A 21,732-nucleotide genomic window follows, 5' to 3' on the forward strand; every position below is an offset into this window, starting at 1 on the left:
TATAACCGGCAGGCTTATATACTCCAAATGATTCAAGTTGCAGGAAAGTCAACGCACATGCAGCTTTATGACGGGTATAAAAATAGTATTTGTAACAACGGTGATAAAACAGTCGCTATTTTTCAGGTGTGGTGAGGGGAAATGACTCAGATTTTTAATTTTAGCGCCGGTCCAGCAATGCTGCCGGTTGAAGTACTGCGTCGCGCTGAACAGGAATTATGTAATTGGAATGGCTTGGGTACATCGGTCATGGAAATCAGCCACCGTAGTAAAGAGTTTATGCAGGTCGCTGCTGAATCCGAACAAGATCTGCGTGACTTGCTGAAAGTCCCCTCCAACTACAAAGTGCTCTTTTGCCACGGCGGCGCTCGTGCGCAATTTGCCGCCGTGCCGTTAAATCTCCTGGGCGAGCGTTCAACGGCTGACTACATCGACGGCGGATATTGGGCGCACAGCGCAATCAATGAAGCAGAAAAATACTGCACGCCAAACGTGATTGACGTGAAAACGCGCGTAGGCGATCTGCGCGGCATTAAGCCGATGCGTGAATGGCAATTGTCTGATGATGCTGCGTTTGTACACTATTGTCCGAATGAGACCATTGACGGCGTTGCGATCGAAGAAGAACCCGATTTTGGCGATAAAATTGTGGTTGCCGACTATTCTTCCAGCATTTTGTCTAGCCGCATTGACGTCAGCCGTTACGGCGTGATCTATGCTGGTGCGCAGAAAAATATCGGCCCCGCAGGTCTGACGCTGGTTATCGTGCGTGAAGATTTGCTGGGTAAAGCACGCCGTGAGCTGCCATCGATTCTGGATTACAAGATTCTGGCGGACAATGACTCCATGTTTAACACGCCGCCAACCTTTGCCTGGTATCTGTCTGGCATGGTCTTCAAATGGCTGAAAGAGCAGGGCGGCTTGGCTGAAATGGAAAAGCGTAACCAAGATAAAGCCAACCTGTTGTATAGCGCGATTGACGGCAGCGACTTCTATCGTAACGATGTCGCGGTAGCGAACCGCTCTCGTATGAACGTGCCATTCCTGTTGGCGGATTCTGCGCTGGATAAAGTCTTTCTGGAAGAGTCTGTTGCCGCGGGCCTGCACGCATTGAAAGGCCATCGTGTTGTAGGCGGCATGCGTGCCTCCATCTACAATGCCATGCCGTTGGAAGGTGTGAAAGCGCTGACTGAGTTTATGGCCGACTTCGCACGTCGCCACGGTTGATTAATACGGCTTCGCTATACCCTAAATAATTCGAGTTTCAGGCAGGCGGCAAGAGAAAGCATCCCGATGAGCTTACTCAAGTAAGTGATTCGGGTGACTGAACGTAGCCAACGCACATGCAACTTGAAGTATGACGGGTATACACATTTTGATAAACCCCGGGCTTGCCGGGGTTTTTATGTCCACGTTGAAAGAATAGGCGTCACATGCAGGAATCCCTGACCTTACATCCCATCAAGCTGATTAACGGTACCCTTAACCTTCCAGGATCAAAAAGCGTCTCTAATCGTGCGCTGTTGCTGGCTGCCTTATCCGAAGGCAAAACCCGGCTTACTAATCTGCTAGACAGTGATGATGTCCGCCATATGCTGACTGCGTTAACGGCGCTGGGCGTGGAATATCATCTGTCATCTGACCGGACAATCTGTGAGATTATCGGCCTGGGTGGCGCGTTTACGGCAGCGCAACCGCTAGAACTATTTTTGGGGAATGCGGGTACGGCGATGCGCCCGTTGGCTGCCGCGCTATGTCTGACGGCTGGCGATATTGTGTTGACTGGCGAACCTCGCATGAAAGAGCGTCCAATCGGGCATCTGGTCGATGCACTACGCCAGGGTGGGGCGAAAATTGACTATCTGGAGCAGGAAAGCTACCCACCGCTTCGTCTGCACGGTGGTTTTCAGGGCGGCGAAATCAGCGTAGACGGTAGTGTATCCAGCCAGTTTTTGACTGCACTGTTGATGACCGCGCCGTTGGCCACGCAAGATACGCACATCAGTATTCAGGGCGATCTGGTTTCTAAACCGTATATCGATATCACGCTGCATATGATGAAAGCGTTTGGTATTGAGGTACGTAACGATAATTACCAGCGCTTCTTTGTCGCAGGTCGCCAGCAGTATCGCTCACCGGGTGATTATCTGGTGGAAGGTGACGCGTCGTCAGCTTCTTATTTTCTGGCCGCAGCGGCAATTAAAGGCGGCGTTGTACGCGTGACTGGTGTAGGCCGTAATAGCGTACAGGGTGATATTCGCTTTGCCGATGTCCTGGAAAAAATGGGCGCGATCGTGCGTTGGGGTGACGATTATATCGAATGCGAGCGCGGCGAACTGCGTGCGGTCGATATGGACATGAATCACATTCCTGATGCCGCGATGACTATCGCGACGGCGGCGCTTTTCGCGCAGGGCGGTACGACCACGTTACGCAATATCTATAACTGGCGCGTGAAAGAAACTGACCGTCTGGCCGCGATGGCGATCGAATTGCGTAAAGTGGGCGCGGAAGTTGAAGAGGGTAACGACTATATTCGCATTACGCCGCCCGCTAAGCTGAAAGCGGCAGAGATCGGTACATATAACGATCATCGTATGGCGATGTGTTTCTCGCTGGTAGCGCTGTCGGATACGCCGGTCACCATTCTTGATCCGAAATGTACGGCTAAAACTTTCCCTGACTACTTCGAGCAACTGGCGCGCCTCAGCGAGCTGGCTTAATTCCTTTCTAAGGCACGGTCTCCGTGCCTTTTTTCCCGTTCTACGTGCGACTTTCTCTCTGAACTTGCGTACCGCGTTCAGATAATGCCTTATTTTTCCCGCCATCCCGGCATTAGGGTAACCTTTCTCTGTATTGATGCGTATAATGAGGCTCCGTGACGCCATAAAGCGGCATAAGCGGAACTTCCCAGTATTAAAGGAGAGAGAAATGACGGTGATGGCACCGGTAGTTACGGTTGACGGACCGAGCGGCGCAGGCAAAGGTACGTTGTGTAAGGCATTGGCTGAAGCTTTACAATGGAACCTGCTGGACTCGGGGGCTATCTATCGTGTTTTGGCTCTGGCGGCGTTACACCACCATGTCGATATCAGCTCGGAAGACGCACTGGTCCCGCTCGCTTCTCATCTTGATGTGCGTTTTGTTGCAGAAGACGGGCAGTTGAAAGTTATCCTTGAAGGCGAAGATGTTAGCCACGAAATTCGTACCGAAGCGGTGGGCAACACGGCTTCTCAGGCTGCGGCTTTCCCACGCGTTCGTGAGGCATTATTACGTCGGCAGCGTGCATTTCGTGAGGCGCCGGGCCTGATTGCCGATGGCCGTGATATGGGAACGGTGGTCTTTCCTGATGCGCCTGTGAAAATTTTCCTGGATGCCAGCGCGGAAGAACGTGCACAACGACGCATGCTACAGTTGCAGGGGAAGGGCTTTAGTGTTAACTTTGAACGTCTTTTGTCTGAGATAAAAGAACGGGACGAGCGCGATCGTAGCCGCCCTGTTGCGCCGTTAGTGCCTGCTGCCGATGCGTTGGTGCTGGATTCAACGGAAATGACGATCGATGAAGTGATAGCGCGTGCGTTGGCTTATGCCCGCGAAATTTTAGCGTAATCACAGAAAACTGAATTTTTACCTCGCTGTAAGGATGCACAGCGGGGCATGTTAAACAACCCCATCGAGCAGGATGCCAGATGGACGTTAAATTGAAACCCTTAAGATTATCAAACATGACTGAATCTTTTGCTCAACTCTTTGAAGAATCCCTGAAAGAAATCGAAACCCGTCCTGGTTCCATCGTGCGCGGTGTTGTTGTTGCTATTGACAAAGATGTCGTACTGGTTGATGCCGGTCTGAAATCTGAATCTGCCATTCCGGTAGAGCAATTCAAGAACGCACAGGGCGAACTGGAAATTCAGGTCGGTGATGAAGTTGACGTTGCTCTGGACGCTATCGAAGATGGCTTCGGTGAAACGCTGCTTTCTCGCGAAAAAGCTAAACGTCATGAAGCATGGCTGACGCTGGAAAAAGCTTACGAAGAAGCTGCAACAGTTACTGGTATTATCAACGGTAAGGTTAAAGGCGGTTTCACTGTTGAGCTGAACGGCATTCGTGCGTTCCTGCCAGGTTCTCTGGTAGACGTTCGTCCGGTTCGCGACACGCTGCATCTGGAAGGCAAAGAGCTTGAGTTCAAAGTTATCAAGCTGGATCAGAAACGCAACAACGTTGTTGTTTCTCGCCGTGCAGTTATCGAATCTGAAAACAGCGCTGAACGCGATCAACTGCTGGAAAACCTGCAGGAAGGCATGGAAGTTAAAGGTATCGTTAAGAACCTTACTGACTACGGTGCATTCGTTGATCTGGGCGGCGTTGATGGCCTGCTGCATATCACTGATATGGCTTGGAAACGTGTTAAACACCCAAGCGAAATCGTCAATGTGGGCGACGAAATCACTGTTAAAGTGCTGAAGTTTGACCGTGAGCGTACTCGTGTGTCTCTGGGTCTGAAACAACTGGGCGAAGATCCATGGGTCGCTATCGCTAAGCGTTACCCAGAAAGCACGCGTCTGACTGGCCGCGTGACCAACCTGACTGATTACGGCTGCTTCGTTGAAATCGAAGAAGGCGTTGAAGGTCTGGTACACGTTTCCGAAATGGATTGGACCAACAAAAACATCCACCCATCCAAAGTTGTTAACGTTGGTGATGTAGTGGAAGTGATGGTTCTGGATATCGATGAAGAACGTCGTCGTATCTCTCTGGGCCTGAAACAGTGTAAATCCAACCCATGGCAGTTGTTTGCAGAAACCCACAACAAGGGCGACCGCGTTGAAGGTAAAATCAAGTCTATCACTGACTTCGGTATCTTCATCGGTCTGGACGGCGGCATCGACGGTCTGGTGCACCTGTCCGACATCTCTTGGAACGTGGTTGGTGAAGAAGCCGTTCGCGAATACAAGAAAGGTGATGAAATCGCCGCTGTTGTTCTGCAAGTTGACGCAGAGCGCGAGCGTATCTCTCTGGGCGTGAAACAACTGGCTGAAGACCCGTTCAATAACTACCTGTCTGTTAACAAGAAAGGTGCTATTGTTACTGGTAAAGTTACAGCGGTTGACGCCAAAGGTGCTACAGTTGAATTAGCGGATGGCGTAGAAGGCTACCTGCGTGCTTCTGAAGCCTCTCGCGATCGCATTGAAGACGCAACGCTGGTACTGAACGTTGGTGACAGCGTTGAAGCGAAATACACCGGTGTTGATCGTAAAAACCGCGTTGTTAGCCTGTCTGTTCGTGCGAAAGACGAAGCTGATGAGAAAGATGCAATTGCAACTGTTAACAACAAGCCGGAAGAAAATAATTTCTCCAGCGCGATGGCAGAAGCATTCAAAGCAGCTAAAGGCGAGTAATCACAACGGTAGAATGAGCAACGTAAGTTGCTCATTCTTGTAACGGTAGTCAGTTATCCTGGCTATTGATAGCCACGCATTTGGAGGCGCTATGACCAAGTCTGAACTTATTGAAAGGCTTGCTGGACAGCAATCTCATATCCCGGCCAAAGTGGTTGAGGATGCAGTGAAAGAAATGCTTGAACAAATGGCCTCTACGTTAGCCGAAGGCGACCGTATTGAGATCCGTGGGTTTGGCAGTTTTTCACTTCACTACCGTGCACCGCGTGTAGGTCGTAATCCGAAAACGGGTGATAAAGTTGAGCTGGAAGGTAAATACGTCCCTCACTTTAAGCCGGGCAAGGAACTCCGCGACCGCGCTAATATTTATGGCTAATTATTAGTCCTAGATACCAGCCTTACAAAAGCACCCATCTTGGGTGCTTTTTTACATTTGTCGCTATTGTCTTTCCCCGTATTATTGATGGACGATAACACGGGGGACGGCTTATTTATTGTGACGTTCTTTCAGGCGGTTGATGATGGTTGCCAGATCTAAATCCTGATCCTGCAACAGTACCAGCAGGTGATACATTAAATCCGCAGCTTCGTTGGTCAGCTCTTCACGGTCGTGCACCGTTGCCGCTAATGCCGCTTCCAATCCTTCCTCACCGACTTTTTGCGCAATGCGCTTGGTGCCGCTGGCATACAGACGTGCAGTGTAAGAACTATCTGGGTCGGCATGCTTACGCTCGGCCAGCAGTTGCTCTAACTGATAGAGGAACGTCCAGTCGCTGGCAGCAGGCGAGAAACAACTGCTGGTGCCCAGATGGCAGGTTGGCCCAATAGGCTTAACCAGAATCAGCAGTGTGTCGTTATCGCAGTCTGGCGTGATAGAGATGACGTTGAGGAAATGGCCGGAGGATTCGCCCTTCGTCCACAACCGCTGCTTGGTACGTGAGAAAAACGTCACCTTGCCGCTCGCTTCGGTAGCCTGCAACGCCTCCTGGTTCATGTAGCCCAGCATCAGTACTTCACCGGATATCGCATGTTGCACGACAACCGGCAGCATGCCGTCCGTTTTTTCCCAATCGAGTTGGTTTCGTTGTTCGTCGTTCAGAAAACACTCTTCGCTTAACACACTCGAATCTCCACACCTTGTTGCTTAAGATATTGTTTCAGTTCGCCAATATTAATAATTTGCTTGTGAAACACCGATGCTGCCAGTGCGCCATCCACGTGGGCGGTTTGGAACGCATCCAGAAAATGTTCCATGGTGCCTGCGCCGCCGGAAGCAATCAGCGGGACGTTGCAGACATCACGCACCAGATTCAACTGGTGTAAATCATAGCCGTTGCGCACGCCGTCCTGATTCATCATGTTCAGGACAATCTCGCCCGCACCGCGTTTTTGCACTTCTTGTACCCAGTCCAGTGTTTCCCAAGTAGTGACCTTGGTACGGGTTTCGTCGCCGGTGTATTGATTGACATGGTATCGGCCAGTGGCGGCATCATGCCAGGTATCAATCCCGACAACGATGCACTGAACGCCATAGCGATCGGCCAATCGGGTAATCAGCTCTGGGTCGGCCAGTGCCGGTGAGTTGATGGAAATTTTATCTGCGCCGAAAGAGAGGATCTGACCTGCTTCTTCCACGCTTTTAATGCCGCCCGCTACGCAGAAAGGAATATCAATCACTTCCGCGACACGGGATACCCAGCTTTTGTCGACCACACGGCCGTCGGAAGAGGCGGTGATATCATAAAACACCAGCTCATCAGCGCCTTCTTGCGCGTAACGTTGCGCCAGCGGCACGATGTCACCGATGATTTCGTGGTTGCGGAACTGCACGCCTTTGACGACCTGACCGTTACGCACGTCCAGACAGGGGATTATCCGTTTTGCCAGCATGAAATTGCCTCCGCGACGTTAAATTTACCTTCCAGTAGTGCACGACCAACGATAACGCCCTGCACACCGCTGCCGCGCAAATTGGCGATATCAGTCAGGTTACCGATGCCGCCGGATGCCTGAAAGGCAATCTGCGGGTAGCGCTGACTGATTTCACGATAGAGCTCGACGTTGGAACCGCTCAGCGTACCGTCACGAGAAATGTCGGTGCACAGTACATGTTTCAGACCGAACGGTAGATATTGTTCAACGACCTGTTCAAGCGTGGCGTCTGAATTCTCCTGCCAGCCGCTGATGGCGACAAACTTCGTACCGTTAGCGTCGATACGCACATCCAGCGCCAGCACCAGTGCTTCTGCGCCGTAGCGGGTGAACCATTGCTGAACGAGTTCCGGCTGTTTAACGGCGGTAGACCCGATGACGACACGGCTGGCACCGGCTTTTAGTAACGCTTCCACGTCCTGTTCGGTGCGGATACCGCCGCCGATTTGAACCGGTACGCTAACGCCTGCCAATAGCGTGGTTAACAAGGGGATTTGGCGCGCAGAAGGATCTTTTGCACCGGTTAAATCCACCAAATGCAGCACACCTGCACCTTGCTGCTGGTAATCCTGTAAACGGGGAAGCGGATCGCTACCATACTGGCGCTGTTGGCCATAATCACCCTGATGCAGACGGACAACCTGTCCATCAATCAGATCTAAAGCGGGAATAATCATGACGTTCTACATCTCCAGAAAGTTTTTCAGCAGTTGCGCGCCCGCAGCACCCGAACGTTCAGGGTGGAACTGCACGCCAAAGAAGTTATCTTTTTCCAGCGCGGCGGTGAAGGCTTCGCCATAGTTGGCTTGTGCAATCGTGTTTTCGCAGACCGGCATGGCATAGCTGTGAACGAAATAGAAATAGGCACTGTCATCGATATCGCGGAACAAACGATGTCCGGCCTTCGGAATGACCTGATTCCAGCCCATGTGCGGCAGCGGCAAGCCGTGATCAACCATCTTTTTCACGGGTGCATCGACAATTCCCAACGTGGGGATACCACCGTTTTCGTCGCTGTTTGTGCCCAGCAACTGCATGCCGAGGCAAATACCGAGAACGGGCTGGGTACAGGCCTTGATCAACGCAATCAGGTCGCGCTCTTCCAGTTGATTCATTGCGGCCTGCGCGGTGCCAACCCCCGGCAGAAACAGCTTGTCCGCTTGCAGGACAATCTCGGCCTCACGGCTCACAACGGGCGTATACCCCAACCGCTGCACGGCGTAGGTCACCGAAGAGAGATTAGCGCAGCCAGTATCAAGAATGACGACCTTCATCAGAGCACTCCTTTCGAACTCGGCAGCGTGTCGCCTTCAACTCGAATAGCCTGGCGCAGCGTGCGTCCGAATACTTTAAACAGGCTTTCCACGCGATGATGATCGTTACGTCCTTTGGTTTTCAGGTGTAACGTACAGGCCATGGAATAAGACAGTGAGCGGAAGAAGTGTTCGACCATTTCCGTACTCAGATCGCCGACGCGCTGATAGTTGAATTCAGCTTTATATTCCAGATGCGGACGTCCTGAAATATCCAGCGCACAGCGTGCCAGGCACTCGTCCATCGGCAGAACGAAGCCAAAACGGCCAATGCCGCGTTTGTCGCCCAGCGCTTTATTCAGGGCTTCGCCCAGCGCCAGACCGGTATCTTCCACCGTGTGGTGATCGTCAATGTACAGATCGCCTTTTACTTCAATGTTCATGCGGAACCCGCCGTGAGTGGCGATTTGATCCAGCATGTGATCGAAGAAACCGACGCCAGTGTTGATTTTGCTACCGCCTTCCTGATCCAGCCAGACATTCACATCAATCGCGGTTTCACGCGTGACGCGGTTGACGTGCGCATGACGGTTTCGCTTGGTCAGTTGGTTGGTTATCGCTTGCCAGTTCAGGCTGCCACGTTGGTAGAGCAGGCCGCCGATCCCCATATTTTGTGCCAGTTGGATATCGGTCTGGCGGTCGCCGATGACGTAGCTATTTGCCACATCCATCAAGCCGTCGTTCAAATAGGCTGTCACCAGTTCGGTCTTGGGTTTGCGGCAGGTGCAGTTATCGGCCGGTAAATGTGGGCAGATCAGCACGTGCTCAAAATTGATGCCCTGCGATGTCAGAATCTGCATCATCAGGTTGTGCGGCGGATCGAAGGTTTCCTGTGGAAAGCTATCGGTTCCCAGCCCATCCTGATTCGTAATCATCACCAGCGTATAACCGGCCTTTTGCAGCGCCAGCAGCGAGGGAATGACATCTGGTTCCAGCGCCAGTTTATCCAGACGGTCAACCTGAAAATCCTCAGGCGGTTCAGCAATCAATGTTCCGTCACGGTCGATAAAGAGGTATTTCTGGCCCACGTGAGCTCCTTAAAATTAAGCGTTGATGCCCGGCAATGATTGTAATGCAGCAACAACGCGTTCACATTCGTAGCGGTTGCCGATAGTAATGCGCAAACAGCCTGCGAGGCTGGGTTGCTTATTTTGGTCACGCAAAATAATGCCCTGATCCCACAGCGTTTTAAATACAGCAGGGGAGGCGGTAAAGCGCACTAGCAAGTAATTACTCTCGCTGTGGAATACCTCTTCAATGCAGGGAATATTTTTCAGGGTATCGCTCAGCCAGCGGCGATTGGCGGTAACCTCTGCCACATTCGCCTTCATTTTGGCGATCCCTTCATGGCTCAAGGCCTGTGCAGCGATATCTGCCACGGGAGTGGACAGCGGATAAGGTGCAATGACTTTCAGCAGAAGTTGAATCACGTCAGGGTTTGCCAGCGTAAAGCCGCAGCGCAATCCAGCGAGTGAAAAGGCTTTGGACAAGGTACGCAGGATCACCAGATGAGGGAATTCAGCCAGCCAGCCCGCCGTGGATGCCTGCGGACAAAATTCAATATAGGCCTCATCGATAACAACCAGCGCTTTTCCCTGTGCCAGAGTTAGCAGTTGGCGTAAATCATCCCGTGCAATTAGGTTGCCGGTCGGGTTGTTCGGGCTACAAACGTAAATGACTTTGGTGCCATCCAGTTGCGCCTCAATCGCCTCAAGATCCAACTGCCAGTCTGATTTGCTCGCCGCCGTGCGGCGTTCGACACCAAACGTCTCGGCGCTGACGGCGTACATGCCGTAAGTCGGGGGACAGAAAAGAATAGCGTCTTTCCCCGGTTCGCAGAATGCGCGAATCAGCAATTCGATCCCTTCATCAGCGCCTCGGCTGACCAAAACCTGTTCTGGCGTTACGCCCGCATACTCGGCGTAGCGGTTGATGACCGTTACCGGCTGGCATTCAGGATAGCGGTTCAGCGTTTGCAACGTTAACTGAAATTCCGGTGCTTCAGGATATTCATTGGCATTCAACCAGACATCGCCATTGCCGCCCAGACGACGGGCAGATTGGTACGGGGTCAGCGCACGAACATTTGCGCGTGCCAGTTCTTCAATGTTGCTCATGCTTGCTCCTTCAGTGCTGCAACACGCAGAGTAACGGCGTTTTTGTGGGCGGTCAGTTGTTCGGCCTGTGCCAGAATTTCTATTGTTGGCGCCAGTTGCAGTAACCCCTGTGGCGTGAGCTGCTGTACGGTCATGCGCTTCTGAAAATCAGCCAAACCCAGACTCGAATAGGTCGAGGTATAGCCGTAGGTCGGCAGAACATGGTTAGTACCGGAGGCATAGTCACCAGCGGATTCTGGCGACCAGTCGCCAAGGAACACGGAACCGGCGCTGGTGATGCTATCAACCAGTGATTCGGCATCGCGCGTCTGGATGATTAGGTGCTCTGGACCATATTGATTACTGATTTCAATGCACTGCGCCAAATCACGCGCGACAATGACGCGGCTGCTGGCAAGCGCCTGACGCGCGATGTCGGCACGAGACAGGTGTGTGAGCTGCTCTTCAACGGCGTCTGCGACGGCTTTGGCCATTGTGGCGTCAGGCGTGAGAAGAATGACCTGTGAATCCGGGCCATGCTCTGCCTGTGACAATAGGTCGGAGGCAACGAACGCTGGTGTGGCACCGCTGTCAGCGATAACCAACACTTCGGATGGGCCTGCGGGCATATCAATCGCTGCGCCATCAAGCTGCTGGCTGATCTGACGTTTGGCTTCAGTGACGTAGGCATTGCCGGGGCCAAAAATTTTATCCACTTTCGGCACGCTATCGGTGCCAAACGCCATGGCAGCAATCGCTTGCGCGCCACCAAGCTGAAAGACTTCTTTAATGCCGCACAGTTGTGCAGCATACAGAATTTCATCGGCAATAGGCGGCGGCGAACACAGCACCACTCGGCCACAGCCGGCGATACGTGAAGGTGTTCCCAGCATCAACACGGTTGACGGCAGTGGAGCTGATCCTCCTGGAATATACAGACCAACGGTCGCGATAGGGCGAGTAATCTGCTGGCAACGCACGCCTGGCTGCGTTTCGATATCGACAATCGGCAGTTTTTGCGCGTTGTGGAATGTCTCGATATTACGCACGGCGATGGCCATGGCCTGTTTTACTTCATCACCCAGCCGGGTGGATGCGGCGGCAATCTCGGCATCGGTGACGCGGATCGCATTCACCTGAACCTTATCGAACTGTGCGCTGTAGTCGCGTAAAGCGCTATCACCACGGCTTTTCACGTTGGTCAGAATATCGCTCACGACAGCGGTAATGCGGTCTGACGCCGAAATGGCCGGGCGTGTCAGCAACTGACGCTGCTCTTCAACTGAACAGCGCTGCCAGTCAACGATCGTGCTGAAACTGCCGATGCTTTTGGTGTTGTCAGCCATCGCCATCACTCCATCATTTTCTCAATGGGCAGGACCAGAATAGAGCTGGCGCCTAACGACTTCAGTTTTTCCATGGTTTCCCAGAACAGCGTTTCGCTGCTGACCATGTGCATGGCAACGCGGCTTTGATCGCCAGCCAGCGGCAGAATGGTCGGGCGTTCGGCACCTGGCAGCAGGGCAATGACTTCGTCCAGACGTTCGCTAGGCGCGTGCAGCATAATGTATTTGGATTCACGTGCCTGAATCACGCCTTGCATACGGGTCAGCAGTTTATCGATCAGTTGCTGTTTCTCTTCTGGCATTTCGCCATCGCGCTGAATCAGGCAGGCTTTGGAGCGGTAAATGACTTCGACTTCGCGCAGGCCGTTGGCTTCTAGCGTAGCGCCCGTTGATACCAGATCGCAGATGGCATCGGCCAGACCCGCACGCGGTGCGACTTCGACGGAACCGTTGAGCAGACAGGACTTGAAATTGACAGATTTTCTGTCGAGATATTGTTTGAGCAGGTGAGGATACGAGGTGGCAATACGTTTATTTTTCAGGCACTCAGGGCCGGTATAAGCCTCGTCCAACGGCATTGCCAGCGACAGGCGGCAGCCGCCAAAATCGAGACGGCGCAGCGTAAAGTAACGTGGATCTTCGCCCTGTGCACGGCGGTTTAACAACTCTTCTTCCAGCACGTTTTCGCCGATGATGCCCAGATCGACTACGCCATCCATCACCAGGCCGGGGATATCGTCATCACGCACGCGTAAGATATCAATCGGCATATTTTCTGCAAATGCGATTAGGCGCTGTTGCTGCAAGTTGATTTTGATCCCGCAGCGCGCCAGCAGTTCGCGTGAATCGTCGCTCAGGCGGCCTGACTTCTGCATTGCTATCCGTAAACGTGTTTTATCCAGCATGGAAACCTCATTAACCTGTCAAATTTAAATTTTTAGAAATATAGCGAGCATAAAAAAACCCTCGGAAGATGATCTTCCGAGGGCTCTCTTTGTGTTCTGCGCCACTGGAAGATCCGAACGTCTTCCAGCACCAACTGCCCGAAGACTAATCAGGATGATGGTGATGATGGTGGTTAAACAGAACGCGTGTCATAAAATGTCTCTTTGTTGTGCCAGTGTTTATTAAATCAATAGCGATTTATCTGTCGAATAACCTAAACCATGTGCGGGCCGTTGTGCAACATTTTTTTAGCAGAGAGGGAAAGTTCGTTTTGAATGCGTGATGTGCCAGCATAATCGCGCGGGATATCGGCTCCCGATAGGCAGAAAAGCCTGTTGAAATCGGACAGGCTCCGTAGCGATGGGCGTAAAAGCCGTTTACTCTGTAGACATAGGTGTTAATTACAAGCTCCTTGCAGGGGAGAACGGCAGATGAAGAAAGTATCGATTGTGGGATTGGGGTGGCTGGGTATGCCGTTGGCTCTGGTGCTGAATGGGCACGGTTACCACGTGGTGGGCACGAAAACCACGTCAGATGGCGTCGAAGCGGCGCGGATGAGCGGGATTGAATGCTATCAACTGGCTCTGACGCCTGAACTGGAATGTGACGCTGAGGAGCTGAGTGCATTACTACAGGTTGACGTATTAATTGTGACGTTACCTGCCAGCCGAACGGCAGAAGGGGGCGAGGGGTATGCACAGGCGGTACAGCAGTTGGTAAATATGGCTCGTGTGTATCATGTCCCGCGCATCATCTTCACCAGTTCAACCTCGGTCTATGGCGACGGTAACGGTACAGTAAGAGAAACCTCGCCGCTACAGCCGGCGACGGTCGCAGGCAAGACGCTGGTGTCCCTCGAACAGTGGTTGCAACACTTACCGGATATCTCGGTGGATATCTTGCGTCTTGCGGGGCTGATCGGCGGCGATCGCCACCCTGGACGTTTCCTCTCTGGCAAAACCAACCTGCCGCGCGGTAATCATGGTGTGAATCTGGTGCATCAGGAAGATGTGCTGTCGGCGATCCTATTGCTGCTTAAGCTACCGACCGGTGGGCATGTCTATAACCTGTGCGCGCCAGAACATCCTGCCAGACAAGTCTTTTACCCTGAACAGGCGCGCAGATTACAGGTGTCTCCGCCGCAGTTTGCACCCGTCATCGATAGCACTCAGGGTCGGATTGTTGATGGGCAGCGTATCTGTCATGAGCTTGGATTTGACTATCAGTATCCTAATCCTTCAACGATGCCGTTGAACGAGAGTTCACCGCGTTAAGAACTCGCGTTGTGGTACGCCCGGATGAGCGGATGCTCTCCGGGCGGTAGACGCTAAAACGACGTCCAGTCGCTTTCTGACGAAGCCGCTTTTTTGTCTGTTGTTGATACTCGGTTTGGCAACGCATGGCGTGGCGTGGAGGGGGATGTGCGTGAGGCCACACGGTTGTCGGATTGAGACACGCGGAAGTGTTCAAGCAATTTCTCTAACAGTACCGCCTGTTCTTCCAGTGAATTGGCGGAAATGGAGGATTCCATTACCAGCGAGGCATTCTGCTGCGTGGTGGTGTCCAGTTCGCTAATGGCCTGCGCGATTTGCCCAATTCCTCGGCTCTGTTCCTCAGAGGCGGATGATATTTCCCCCATAATGTCGTTCACGCGGGAAACGGAATCGACGATTTGCTCCATGGTTTCTCCGGCAACCGCAACAAGATGGCTACCCGCATTGGTACGTTCAACCGATTCTGCGATCAGCGCCTCAATATCTTTGGCTGCCTGAGAGCTGCGTTGCGACAAACTGCGCACTTCGCCCGCGACCACGGCAAAACCACGGCCTTGTTCACCGGCGCGCGCGGCTTCTACTGCGGCGTTCAGCGCCAGAATGTTGGTCTGGAAGGCAATACTGTTGATGACGGTGGTGATATCGGCGATTTTCCTGGAGCTGGCCGCGATATTGTCCATCGTCGTCACCACCTGTTTCACGACCTCGCCGCCTTTAAGCGCGTTCTTGGAGGCATCGGCAGCGATCTGGCTGGCATGCTTGGCATTGTCGGCGTTGTTTTTCACCGTTGAGGTGAGTTCTTCCATGCTGGCTGCGGTTTCAACGACGGCCGCCGACTGCTGCTCGGTACGCGACGACAGATCGCTATTGCCTGTGGCGATTTTACTCGCCGATTGGCTGACACTGCCTACGCTGTCCCGTACTTCGGAAATAACGTGGCGTAACTGTTCATTCATCGTCCCCATCGCATGGGTGAGTCTTCCTAGTTCATCGTGGCGATCGGTATGAATCGTCGTAGTCAGATCGCCACTGGCAATCCGTTCCGCCAGCGACAAATTATGGATGATGGGTCTGGTGATAATCCGGGTAATGTAGATTGAAATGATGATGCCAATAATGACGGCAATGAGACCGATAATCATCGTGATAGTGGCAGAGTTATAGGCTAATTCATCATTTTTCGCCTTGATAATGGCAGTAAGCGCGTTGATATCTGCGCTGCTCTTTGTTCCTGCTCTCATGACCAGATATTCTGCTTTTTTCACGTCATCGAAAGCGGTGTAATAATCAGCATTAAGCTGTTGGTATTGTTTAATGTTGTTTCGTAATGTATCAGCCAGACCTTTCAGGTCGGCAGGTAAAATCGGTAATGCCTGATAGGCTGATTCCGTTTCTGCATAACGTGTATTCAGCGCGGTTAATGTTTTTTCATCTTTTGTTATTTGCAGCTCATAACTCAGTTTTTGTACTTCACTTAACAAGAAAGCCAGTTTGCTAATAGCGTAATAAGCATCATTATCGGGGAATGCGCTGGTGTTATGAATGGTCAGAGCAACGGGTTCCAGTGTAGCTTGTGCATGTAGTTGATTCACTTTCCCCTGAATCTCAACCGCTTTTTGTGTTGCAACGGACATGGCGGAAACTGCTGTCTGAAAGCCTTCTAGATTTTCTTTTAAGCTGTTGATGTGACCCAATTCATCAGTGCTCCAGGCCAGCGTTTTTGCACTGTCTGTTAAGTCTGTGGCGCTTTTAACAAATTTAGCCAGAATATCTTTTGTTTTTTCATCGGGTGCGTAGAAATATTTAACACGATTTATTTTTGCCTGAAAGACCTCAATGTTTACGCTATAAATAAGATTGGTTTTCTCATAAATATCTCGAATAGCAACGAATCTGTTCATACTAAGCGATGAGGCAATAATCACGAGTAATAAAATAATGCCAAATCCCGCATACAGTTTATGTGCAATTTTTGTGTTACGAATTCGACTAGCAAGATGCTGCATTATAACTCTCCATGTATGACGCTTTTTAGTAAAAAAACTGACTACGATTACACTTTTACCTACTAGGAGTTATCGGACTTTGTTATCTCTATGTTAGTGTCAACGTCGGAGATAATAACGTTCTGTGATGGGCATCAAGATGGACTGTGCAAATGCATGGTTTTTTATGTAAATATTGCCAAAATAACGTAACCTGCTGATTATTTGACGATTTATTGACTAGGTGTCATTAACGTATTGGTGCCAGCCCTGACGTAATATCAGGGCTGGGAGATTGAACCGTTAGAACGTTGTCCAGCCAGAGTCCTGCGATTGTTTTGATGCGGGCAATAAGTGCTTCTGCTGTGGGGGCAAACGGGGGATATTCGCTTTTTTACGTCCCTCGTTATCCGACAGGCGGAAGTTAGCTACCATACTTTCCAATATCGCAGACTGTTCTTCCAGCGAGTTAGCGGAAATGGAGGATTCCATCACCAGCGCCGCATTTTGTTGCGTGGTCGTATCAAGCTCGCTGATGGCGCGGGAGATTTGCTCAATGCCACGGCTTTGCTCGTCGGAGGCGGAGGCGATTTCTCCCATGATGTCGTTAACCCGTGAAACGGAGGAGACGATCTGATCCATCGCCGTTCCCGCATTGGCTACCAACTGCGTTCCCACATTGATACGTGATACTGATTCGGATATCAGGCTGGCGATCTCTTTTGCGGCTTGAGACGTGCGTTGGGAAAGCGTCCGTACCTCGCTGGCAACCACGGCGAATCCACGACCTTGTTCCCCGGCTCGAGCGGCTTCTACGGCGGCGTTAAGCGCCAAAATATTGGTTTGGAAAGCAATACTGTTGATAACGGCGGTAATGTCGGCAATTTTCCGTGAACTGTCTGAAATGCCAGACATGGTATCCACCACATCCCGTACCACTTCGCCGCCTTTGTACGCATTTTGTGAGGCTTCGGTACTGATTTGACTCGCCTGTTTGGCGTTCTCGGCGTTGTTTTTAACGGTCGATGTCAATTCTTCCATGCTGGCGGCAGTTTCTACTACGGCGGCAGACTGCTGCTCGGTGCGGGACGAGAGATCGCTATTACCGGCGGCAATCTTGGCCGCTGAGGTTGAAACACTATCCACACTGTCCCGTACATCGCTGATCATATGGCGCAGTTTTTCATTCATTCTCCCCATTGCCGCCGTTAATTGGCCCAGTTCATCATCGCGGTCAGCCACTATTGTTGAGGTGAGATCGCCCGCGGCGATTTTTTCTGCCAGAGAGAGATTATGGATCACGGGGCGGGTGATTTGGCGGGTAATCAGCAGTGAAATGATGATGCCGATTACCACCGCAATAAGGCCAATGATCATCGTGATGGTAGCGGAGCCGTATGCCAGTGCGTCGTTCTTCTCTTTGACGATAGCGATAAGCGCTTTAATGGAGGCGCTGCTTTTATCCCCACCAACCTTCACGCCGTCTTCCGCTTTTTTCAGGTCGTTGATGCTCTGGAAATAGTCATTATTGAGTTTTTTATAGCGGGTGACATAGCTTTGCAAGCCTTCTGCGGCGACCTTTTGTTCAGGCGTTAGTGCCGCAGCGGTGGCCAGGTAGCGGCTGTCAAAGTGGCTAAAGGCTTCATCGAGTATCTTTGCCGCATCGGCATTTTGCTTAAGCTGCAACTCATAGGATAGCTGCTTCAGTTCTGAAACCTGTGTTGCCAGATCTTCAGCCTGATACTGCGTGGCACTATCAGAAGGCTGCTGGCGTAGCCTGGCGTAAAAGTCAGTCGTCACGTTTTGTCCGTTGGCGGCGCTGATTTTGTCGCGGTTTTCTACCACGCGTTGCGTGGCTTTCCCCATCTCGGTGATAGCGTTCTGGAATTCGGTCAGGTGTTGGCTGAGGTCATTGATGAGAGTTAACCCTTCCTGACTCCACGAAAGCGTTTTCGCTTCGGTCGTTAATTCTGAGGCGTGTTTAACGAAACCCGCCATGGTTTCACGCGACTTTTCATCATATGAGTAAAAATACTTCAGGCGGTTTATTTTTGCCTGAAAGACCTCGATATTGATGTTGTAAATAAGGTTGGTTTTCTCATAGATATCACGAATTTCCCTAAAGCGCCCCGCGCTGAGTAGCGATGCAACGATGACCAGTAGCAGAATGACCCCGAACCCAAGATAAAGCTTTTGGGATATTTTAAGATTTCTGATTTTTTTGGCTAAGAACATGATGTCTCTCCGGGGATAAATTACTGGTGTCGGGTAGCAAATGAATACAGATATGATCCATAGTGTTTATCGGATTCGTGGTGATTTTTTTTAGTGTGAGAAAAGAAACTAATAATAATTTGTGAGGTTTCTCTCTCTCCGTTGGACAACTGCACAGCAGGAGCCGGTTGAATTACCAAGCTGTGTTACTTTAATCGTTATAAGAATAAACACAGGAAATTGTGGTTGTTTTTTTAATTTTTAAAAAATAGAGAAGAAAGTGGTTAGTTTAGAAATATATTGAAATATAAATAGAATGAAAATAATGAATGGGTAAGGCCAGTCTTAATTCTAGCGAATCCAACCGATTGGCTAATGACGCTGCTCTTTTATCGCACTTTCATCGCATATTGCCCTATGGCGGCGAGATTTGCCGACATAGGGTGTGGTTGCCGCATCTAGCTGGCAATCTTGGTACGATACAACCGCCGCGGGTGACCAATTTTGCCGTAACGCATTTCGATGTCGAGGAATTGACTTTCGACACAGAATTCGAGGTAGCGGCGCGCCGTGGTTTTACTAAGCCCGGTTTTTTCGACAATATCATCGACAGAGTGGAACGTCTCACCCCCATCATTGGCAAAAATCTGTTTGATTAACCCCAGCGTGTTCTCCTCAATCCCTTTTGTGGCGGCGGAGGGGGCAGCGCCAGACGATTGCAACTGATAGAGAATATCGACATTCTGCTGATCGACAACTTTGTATGTGTGCTGGGTTTTTACGAATTGAATAAAGCGCTCGAGTGAAGAATGCAGTCGTGGGTAAGAGAGCGGTTTGATGATGTAATCAAAGGCACCACAGCGAATCGCCTGAGCGCACGTATCCATATCGCTGGCGGCGGTAATAAAAATGACGGAACAGTTCATACCTTTAAGTAATTGGCTTTCAATCAGCGAAACCCCCTCACCGTCGGGCAAATAGTTATCAAGCAGGATCAGACGCGGTTTGTGCTGCTGAAGGAGCTTTTTGGCTTCAAAAAGCGTAGAGGCAATGCCTACGACATGCAGATTGAAATTTTTTTCAATAAATTCAGCATGAATATTTGCCAGCTTACTTTCATCTTCAACGATTAATACATCGAAATGTTTAGTGTGCTGCATGATATGAATCCCTGTTAGTCTCTGAAAGATAAAGAAGATCTATCGCCCGCTATACCGTAATTTGTCTATGCATGGTTTACCCTACGGCAGCTCAAATTATTGAGGTGATAGCGGTATAAATAGGGAAAATATGCTGCCATTCGGCTGGTTGGCCGAAACTTCAATGATTCCTCGGGCCTGATTAACGTAGCTGGCGACCAGATGTAGTCCCAGCCCGTGATCGCCCTGTATTTTACTAGTCACGCCCATTTCAAATAGGCTATCAGCAATCGCCGGATCGATTCCTGTTCCCTGATCGGCGACTTCAATGACCAACTCTTGTTCACTGTCATAGATGTACACTTCGACAGGATAATGCGGCGTAATTGTGGCCAATGTGGCTTCCATTGCGTTATCCAGCAAATTACCAATAATCGACATCAGCTCCGTTTCACTCAGTGCGGCAGGAATATGGGTGAGCTGGCAGCGTGGGTCGAAAACAATCTCAATGCCTTTTTCTCGCGCTGTCGCGTACTTGCCCAACAGCAGCCCGCACAACGCGGGTGAGCAGAAACGGCGGGAAACAAAATCCAACACCACCTGTGCGCTTTCTGACTGCGCTTCAATATATTTGATGGCTTCGTCATAGCGTTTTAAGTGCAACAGCCCGGCCAGCGTCGCGGTCCAATTCAACTGCTCATGTCGCAGAATACGCAGGCTGTTAGCGTAGCGTTTCACTTGGCTAAGCTGCATGCTGAGCGTATGAATATCGTTTTTACTACGGAAACTGATTACCCAGCCTTGAAGTTCATCTTCCAGCATAATCCGCACCCGACTGGCAATCACGGTGGCGTGGTTAAAACGACAGACCTCATCGTGGGTATCGCTGCTCCACATCGTTTCGCTGGAGAAGAAGGGCACGAGTTTTATGACGGTATCGATAGGCTTCTCGCGTAATAGATGAGAAGGGGTGCTCAGCCCGAGGATCTCTTTGGCGGCATGGTTAATGGCGGCAATGCGGTGCTGTTTGTCGATCGCGATGACCCCTTCGTAGATCGATTCGAGTAACGCTTTCTGCTGCCTGACCAGCATGCGGATCTCAAGCGGTTCGAGGCCAAACATCTGTTTTTTCAGATTACGTGAGAACCACCAGGAAAAGATAAATAGCGCGACAAACATCGCCAGAATGGCCAGCAGAATACGCGCCAGTTTACTGAACGTCAGGCTATCGATGTGAGTTTTCAGATAGCCCACGGAGACAATACCGATCACCTGACCATCGGCAATGATGGGGGCTTTACTGCGTAGTGAGACGCCGATGCTGCCGTGGCGCACCGTGATAGCGCTTTTTCCCGCTAATACGTCGAAATTGTCTCCGCCGACCATCTGCGTGCCGACGGGTTGGTCATTTTCTGTGTACTCGGAATGAAACAGGTGGCGTGCTTGATTGTCACCGATCACGATATAGCTTGCATCGCTGCGCTGTTTTAATTGCTGGACAAGGGTATGGATCTGTTTGATATCTCTATTTTTCACCGACTCAATCAGGGTCGGAATAATAGCCATCTCTCTGGCTTGCACCTGTGCTCGTGTACCCAGCTCAGAATACAGTTGCTTATCGATATCATGATAATAATAGATACCCGTCATTAGCAGTAGCGAAGAGAAAAAGACGATCAAATAGATAAATAATTTGATATGAAAGGAAAGTCTCAATCTCATGATACGCGCGAGCCTTATGGGGTAACTAGAAATAGTTACTGAATTTATCACGAATACTATTAAGAATGGGCTGAGAGAAAAAAACTTGTGAGCAATAACACGTTTAAATATGTTATTACCAATACGACGAAGGAAATAAATAGATAAAATTAAACGACTCTGTTGTGTTTGATAAACAACTTAATTACTTTTCATCAACATAATCATACCTGGGGAATAAAAACCATAAACGTCATAAAAATCTTAAAAATTATTATGCGGTTTAAATCATCTAACTGTCTGCCTAATAATCATTTTTTTAATATAAACCATAAAAATCATAAACACCTTTAAAACTCGAATTTTAATTTGAAGAGAGTCACATAAT

Annotated in this window: 19 protein-coding genes and 1 other annotated feature; of the genes, 6 read left to right on the forward strand and 13 right to left on the reverse strand. The window is 50.5% G+C overall.

The window, feature by feature from the left end:
- Positions 1 to 141 precede the first annotated feature (141 nt).
- The 5 genes from serC (at position 142) to ihfB (ending at position 5,775) form a co-directional block, all read left to right on the forward strand.
- Entirely contained in the window at positions 142 to 1,227 is a 1,086-nt protein-coding gene (gene serC, locus A7983_RS17295; protein ID WP_005967561.1) for a 3-phosphoserine/phosphohydroxythreonine transaminase, read from the forward strand.
- A gap of 206 nt (positions 1,228 to 1,433) precedes the next feature.
- A complete protein-coding gene (gene aroA / locus A7983_RS17300; RefSeq protein WP_005967563.1) occupies positions 1,434 to 2,723 on the forward strand; it encodes a 3-phosphoshikimate 1-carboxyvinyltransferase in 1,290 nt (429 codons plus the stop codon).
- Positions 2,724 to 2,931: 208 nt separating this feature from the next.
- A complete protein-coding gene (gene cmk, locus A7983_RS17305; RefSeq protein WP_005967565.1) occupies positions 2,932 to 3,609 on the forward strand; it encodes a (d)CMP kinase in 678 nt (225 codons plus the stop codon).
- A gap of 116 nt (positions 3,610 to 3,725) precedes the next feature.
- Positions 3,726 to 5,399, forward strand: a complete 1,674-nt coding sequence (rpsA, locus tag A7983_RS17310; RefSeq protein ID WP_025918975.1) for a 30S ribosomal protein S1 — start codon at positions 3,726 to 3,728, stop codon at positions 5,397 to 5,399.
- Between the two features lie 91 nt (positions 5,400 to 5,490).
- On the forward strand, positions 5,491 to 5,775 hold the full coding sequence (gene ihfB / locus A7983_RS17315) for an integration host factor subunit beta (RefSeq protein WP_005967571.1): 285 nt from the start codon (positions 5,491 to 5,493) through the stop codon (positions 5,773 to 5,775).
- A gap of 111 nt (positions 5,776 to 5,886) precedes the next feature.
- Here the strand turns inward: ihfB and hisIE are convergent, their stop codons facing one another.
- The 9 genes from hisIE to hisL all read right to left on the reverse strand — a co-directional run bounded on the left by hisIE (position 5,887) and on the right by hisL (position 13,184).
- Positions 5,887 to 6,498 (reverse strand): bifunctional phosphoribosyl-AMP cyclohydrolase/phosphoribosyl-ATP diphosphatase HisIE, encoded by a 612-nt coding sequence (hisIE, locus tag A7983_RS17320; protein ID WP_456107104.1) that lies wholly within the window; start codon positions 6,496 to 6,498, stop codon positions 5,887 to 5,889.
- A gap of 14 nt (positions 6,499 to 6,512) precedes the next feature.
- Positions 6,513 to 7,289, reverse strand: coding sequence for an imidazole glycerol phosphate synthase subunit HisF (gene hisF / locus A7983_RS17325; protein ID WP_005967575.1), 777 nt, complete (start codon positions 7,287 to 7,289; stop codon positions 6,513 to 6,515).
- Positions 7,271 to 8,008, reverse strand: coding sequence for a 1-(5-phosphoribosyl)-5-[(5-phosphoribosylamino)methylideneamino]imidazole-4-carboxamide isomerase (hisA, locus tag A7983_RS17330; RefSeq protein ID WP_005967577.1), 738 nt, complete (start codon positions 8,006 to 8,008; stop codon positions 7,271 to 7,273). Before hisA ends, hisF begins: the two co-directional genes overlap by 19 nt.
- A gap of 6 nt (positions 8,009 to 8,014) precedes the next feature.
- On the reverse strand, positions 8,015 to 8,605 hold the full coding sequence (hisH, locus tag A7983_RS17335) for an imidazole glycerol phosphate synthase subunit HisH (protein ID WP_005967579.1): 591 nt from the start codon (positions 8,603 to 8,605) through the stop codon (positions 8,015 to 8,017).
- A complete protein-coding gene (hisB, locus tag A7983_RS17340) occupies positions 8,605 to 9,672 on the reverse strand; it encodes a bifunctional histidinol-phosphatase/imidazoleglycerol-phosphate dehydratase HisB (protein WP_005967582.1) in 1,068 nt (355 codons plus the stop codon). The genes hisH and hisB overlap by 1 nt, the downstream gene beginning before the upstream one ends.
- A 15-nt stretch (positions 9,673 to 9,687) precedes the next feature.
- Positions 9,688 to 10,761 carry a histidinol-phosphate transaminase gene (hisC, locus tag A7983_RS17345; RefSeq protein WP_005967584.1) on the reverse strand — a complete coding sequence of 358 codons (1,074 nt, stop codon included), beginning with the start codon at positions 10,759 to 10,761 and terminating at the stop codon, positions 9,688 to 9,690.
- The gene (gene hisD / locus A7983_RS17350) at positions 10,758 to 12,086 is read right to left on the reverse strand and encodes a histidinol dehydrogenase (RefSeq protein ID WP_005967585.1); all 1,329 of its coding nucleotides are present in this window, start codon (positions 12,084 to 12,086) and stop codon (positions 10,758 to 10,760) included. The genes hisC and hisD overlap by 4 nt, the downstream gene beginning before the upstream one ends.
- Positions 12,087 to 12,091: 5 nt before the next feature.
- A complete protein-coding gene (hisG, locus tag A7983_RS17355) occupies positions 12,092 to 12,991 on the reverse strand; it encodes an ATP phosphoribosyltransferase (RefSeq protein WP_005967586.1) in 900 nt (299 codons plus the stop codon).
- A 49-nt stretch (positions 12,992 to 13,040) separates the two neighbouring features.
- Positions 13,041 to 13,161: a sequence feature (His leader region), on the reverse strand.
- The gene (gene hisL, locus A7983_RS23980) at positions 13,137 to 13,184 is read right to left on the reverse strand and encodes a his operon leader peptide (RefSeq protein WP_106389040.1); all 48 of its coding nucleotides are present in this window, start codon (positions 13,182 to 13,184) and stop codon (positions 13,137 to 13,139) included. Its footprint overlaps the feature before it by 25 nt.
- A 278-nt stretch (positions 13,185 to 13,462) precedes the next feature.
- Here hisL and A7983_RS17360 point away from each other — a divergent pair, with 278 nt between their 5' ends.
- Complete coding sequence (locus A7983_RS17360; RefSeq protein ID WP_005967587.1) at positions 13,463 to 14,305, forward strand: SDR family oxidoreductase; 843 nt, start codon at positions 13,463 to 13,465, stop codon at positions 14,303 to 14,305.
- A 53-nt stretch (positions 14,306 to 14,358) separates the two neighbouring features.
- Here A7983_RS17360 and A7983_RS17365 read toward each other — a convergent pair whose 3' ends face one another.
- From A7983_RS17365 to A7983_RS17380, 4 genes are all read right to left on the reverse strand, one after another.
- Entirely contained in the window at positions 14,359 to 16,311 is a 1,953-nt protein-coding gene (locus A7983_RS17365; protein ID WP_005967588.1) for a methyl-accepting chemotaxis protein, read from the reverse strand.
- Positions 16,312 to 16,593: 282 nt separating this feature from the next.
- Entirely contained in the window at positions 16,594 to 18,525 is a 1,932-nt protein-coding gene (locus A7983_RS17370; protein ID WP_005967589.1) for a methyl-accepting chemotaxis protein, read from the reverse strand.
- 437 nt (positions 18,526 to 18,962) lie between these two features.
- Positions 18,963 to 19,664 carry a response regulator gene (locus A7983_RS17375; RefSeq protein WP_005967590.1) on the reverse strand — a complete coding sequence of 234 codons (702 nt, stop codon included), beginning with the start codon at positions 19,662 to 19,664 and terminating at the stop codon, positions 18,963 to 18,965.
- 96 nt (positions 19,665 to 19,760) lie between these two features.
- Entirely contained in the window at positions 19,761 to 21,365 is a 1,605-nt protein-coding gene (locus tag A7983_RS17380; RefSeq protein WP_005967591.1) for an ATP-binding protein, read from the reverse strand.
- Between the last annotated feature and the right edge of the window lie 367 nt (positions 21,366 to 21,732).

Source organism: Pectobacterium wasabiae CFBP 3304, assembly GCF_001742185.1.
Classification (GTDB): Bacteria; Pseudomonadota; Gammaproteobacteria; order Enterobacterales; family Enterobacteriaceae; genus Pectobacterium; species Pectobacterium wasabiae.

What these genes read in the sequence shown, in the direction of transcription:
- serC (WP_005967561.1), top strand. Translation starts at nt 142, where the DNA reads ATGACTCAGATTTTTAATTTTAGCGCCGGTCCAGCAATGCTGCCGGTT.
- aroA (WP_005967563.1), top strand. Translation starts at nt 1,434, where the DNA reads ATGCAGGAATCCCTGACCTTACATCCCATCAAGCTGATTAACGGTACC.
- cmk (WP_005967565.1), top strand. Translation starts at nt 2,932, where the DNA reads ATGACGGTGATGGCACCGGTAGTTACGGTTGACGGACCGAGCGGCGCA.
- rpsA (WP_025918975.1), top strand. Translation starts at nt 3,726, where the DNA reads ATGACTGAATCTTTTGCTCAACTCTTTGAAGAATCCCTGAAAGAAATC.
- ihfB (WP_005967571.1), top strand. Translation starts at nt 5,491, where the DNA reads ATGACCAAGTCTGAACTTATTGAAAGGCTTGCTGGACAGCAATCTCAT.
- hisF (WP_005967575.1), bottom strand. Translation starts at nt 7,289, where the DNA reads ATGCTGGCAAAACGGATAATCCCCTGTCTGGACGTGCGTAACGGTCAG.
- hisA (WP_005967577.1), bottom strand. Translation starts at nt 8,008, where the DNA reads ATGATTATTCCCGCTTTAGATCTGATTGATGGACAGGTTGTCCGTCTG.
- hisH (WP_005967579.1), bottom strand. Translation starts at nt 8,605, where the DNA reads ATGAAGGTCGTCATTCTTGATACTGGCTGCGCTAATCTCTCTTCGGTG.
- hisC (WP_005967584.1), bottom strand. Translation starts at nt 10,761, where the DNA reads ATGAGCAACATTGAAGAACTGGCACGCGCAAATGTTCGTGCGCTGACC.
- hisD (WP_005967585.1), bottom strand. Translation starts at nt 12,086, where the DNA reads ATGGCTGACAACACCAAAAGCATCGGCAGTTTCAGCACGATCGTTGAC.
- hisG (WP_005967586.1), bottom strand. Translation starts at nt 12,991, where the DNA reads ATGCTGGATAAAACACGTTTACGGATAGCAATGCAGAAGTCAGGCCGC.
- A7983_RS17360 (WP_005967587.1), top strand. Translation starts at nt 13,463, where the DNA reads ATGAAGAAAGTATCGATTGTGGGATTGGGGTGGCTGGGTATGCCGTTG.
- A7983_RS17365 (WP_005967588.1), bottom strand. Translation starts at nt 16,311, where the DNA reads ATGCAGCATCTTGCTAGTCGAATTCGTAACACAAAAATTGCACATAAA.
- A7983_RS17370 (WP_005967589.1), bottom strand. Translation starts at nt 18,525, where the DNA reads ATGTTCTTAGCCAAAAAAATCAGAAATCTTAAAATATCCCAAAAGCTT.
- A7983_RS17375 (WP_005967590.1), bottom strand. Translation starts at nt 19,664, where the DNA reads ATGCAGCACACTAAACATTTCGATGTATTAATCGTTGAAGATGAAAGT.
- A7983_RS17380 (WP_005967591.1), bottom strand. Translation starts at nt 21,365, where the DNA reads ATGAGATTGAGACTTTCCTTTCATATCAAATTATTTATCTATTTGATC.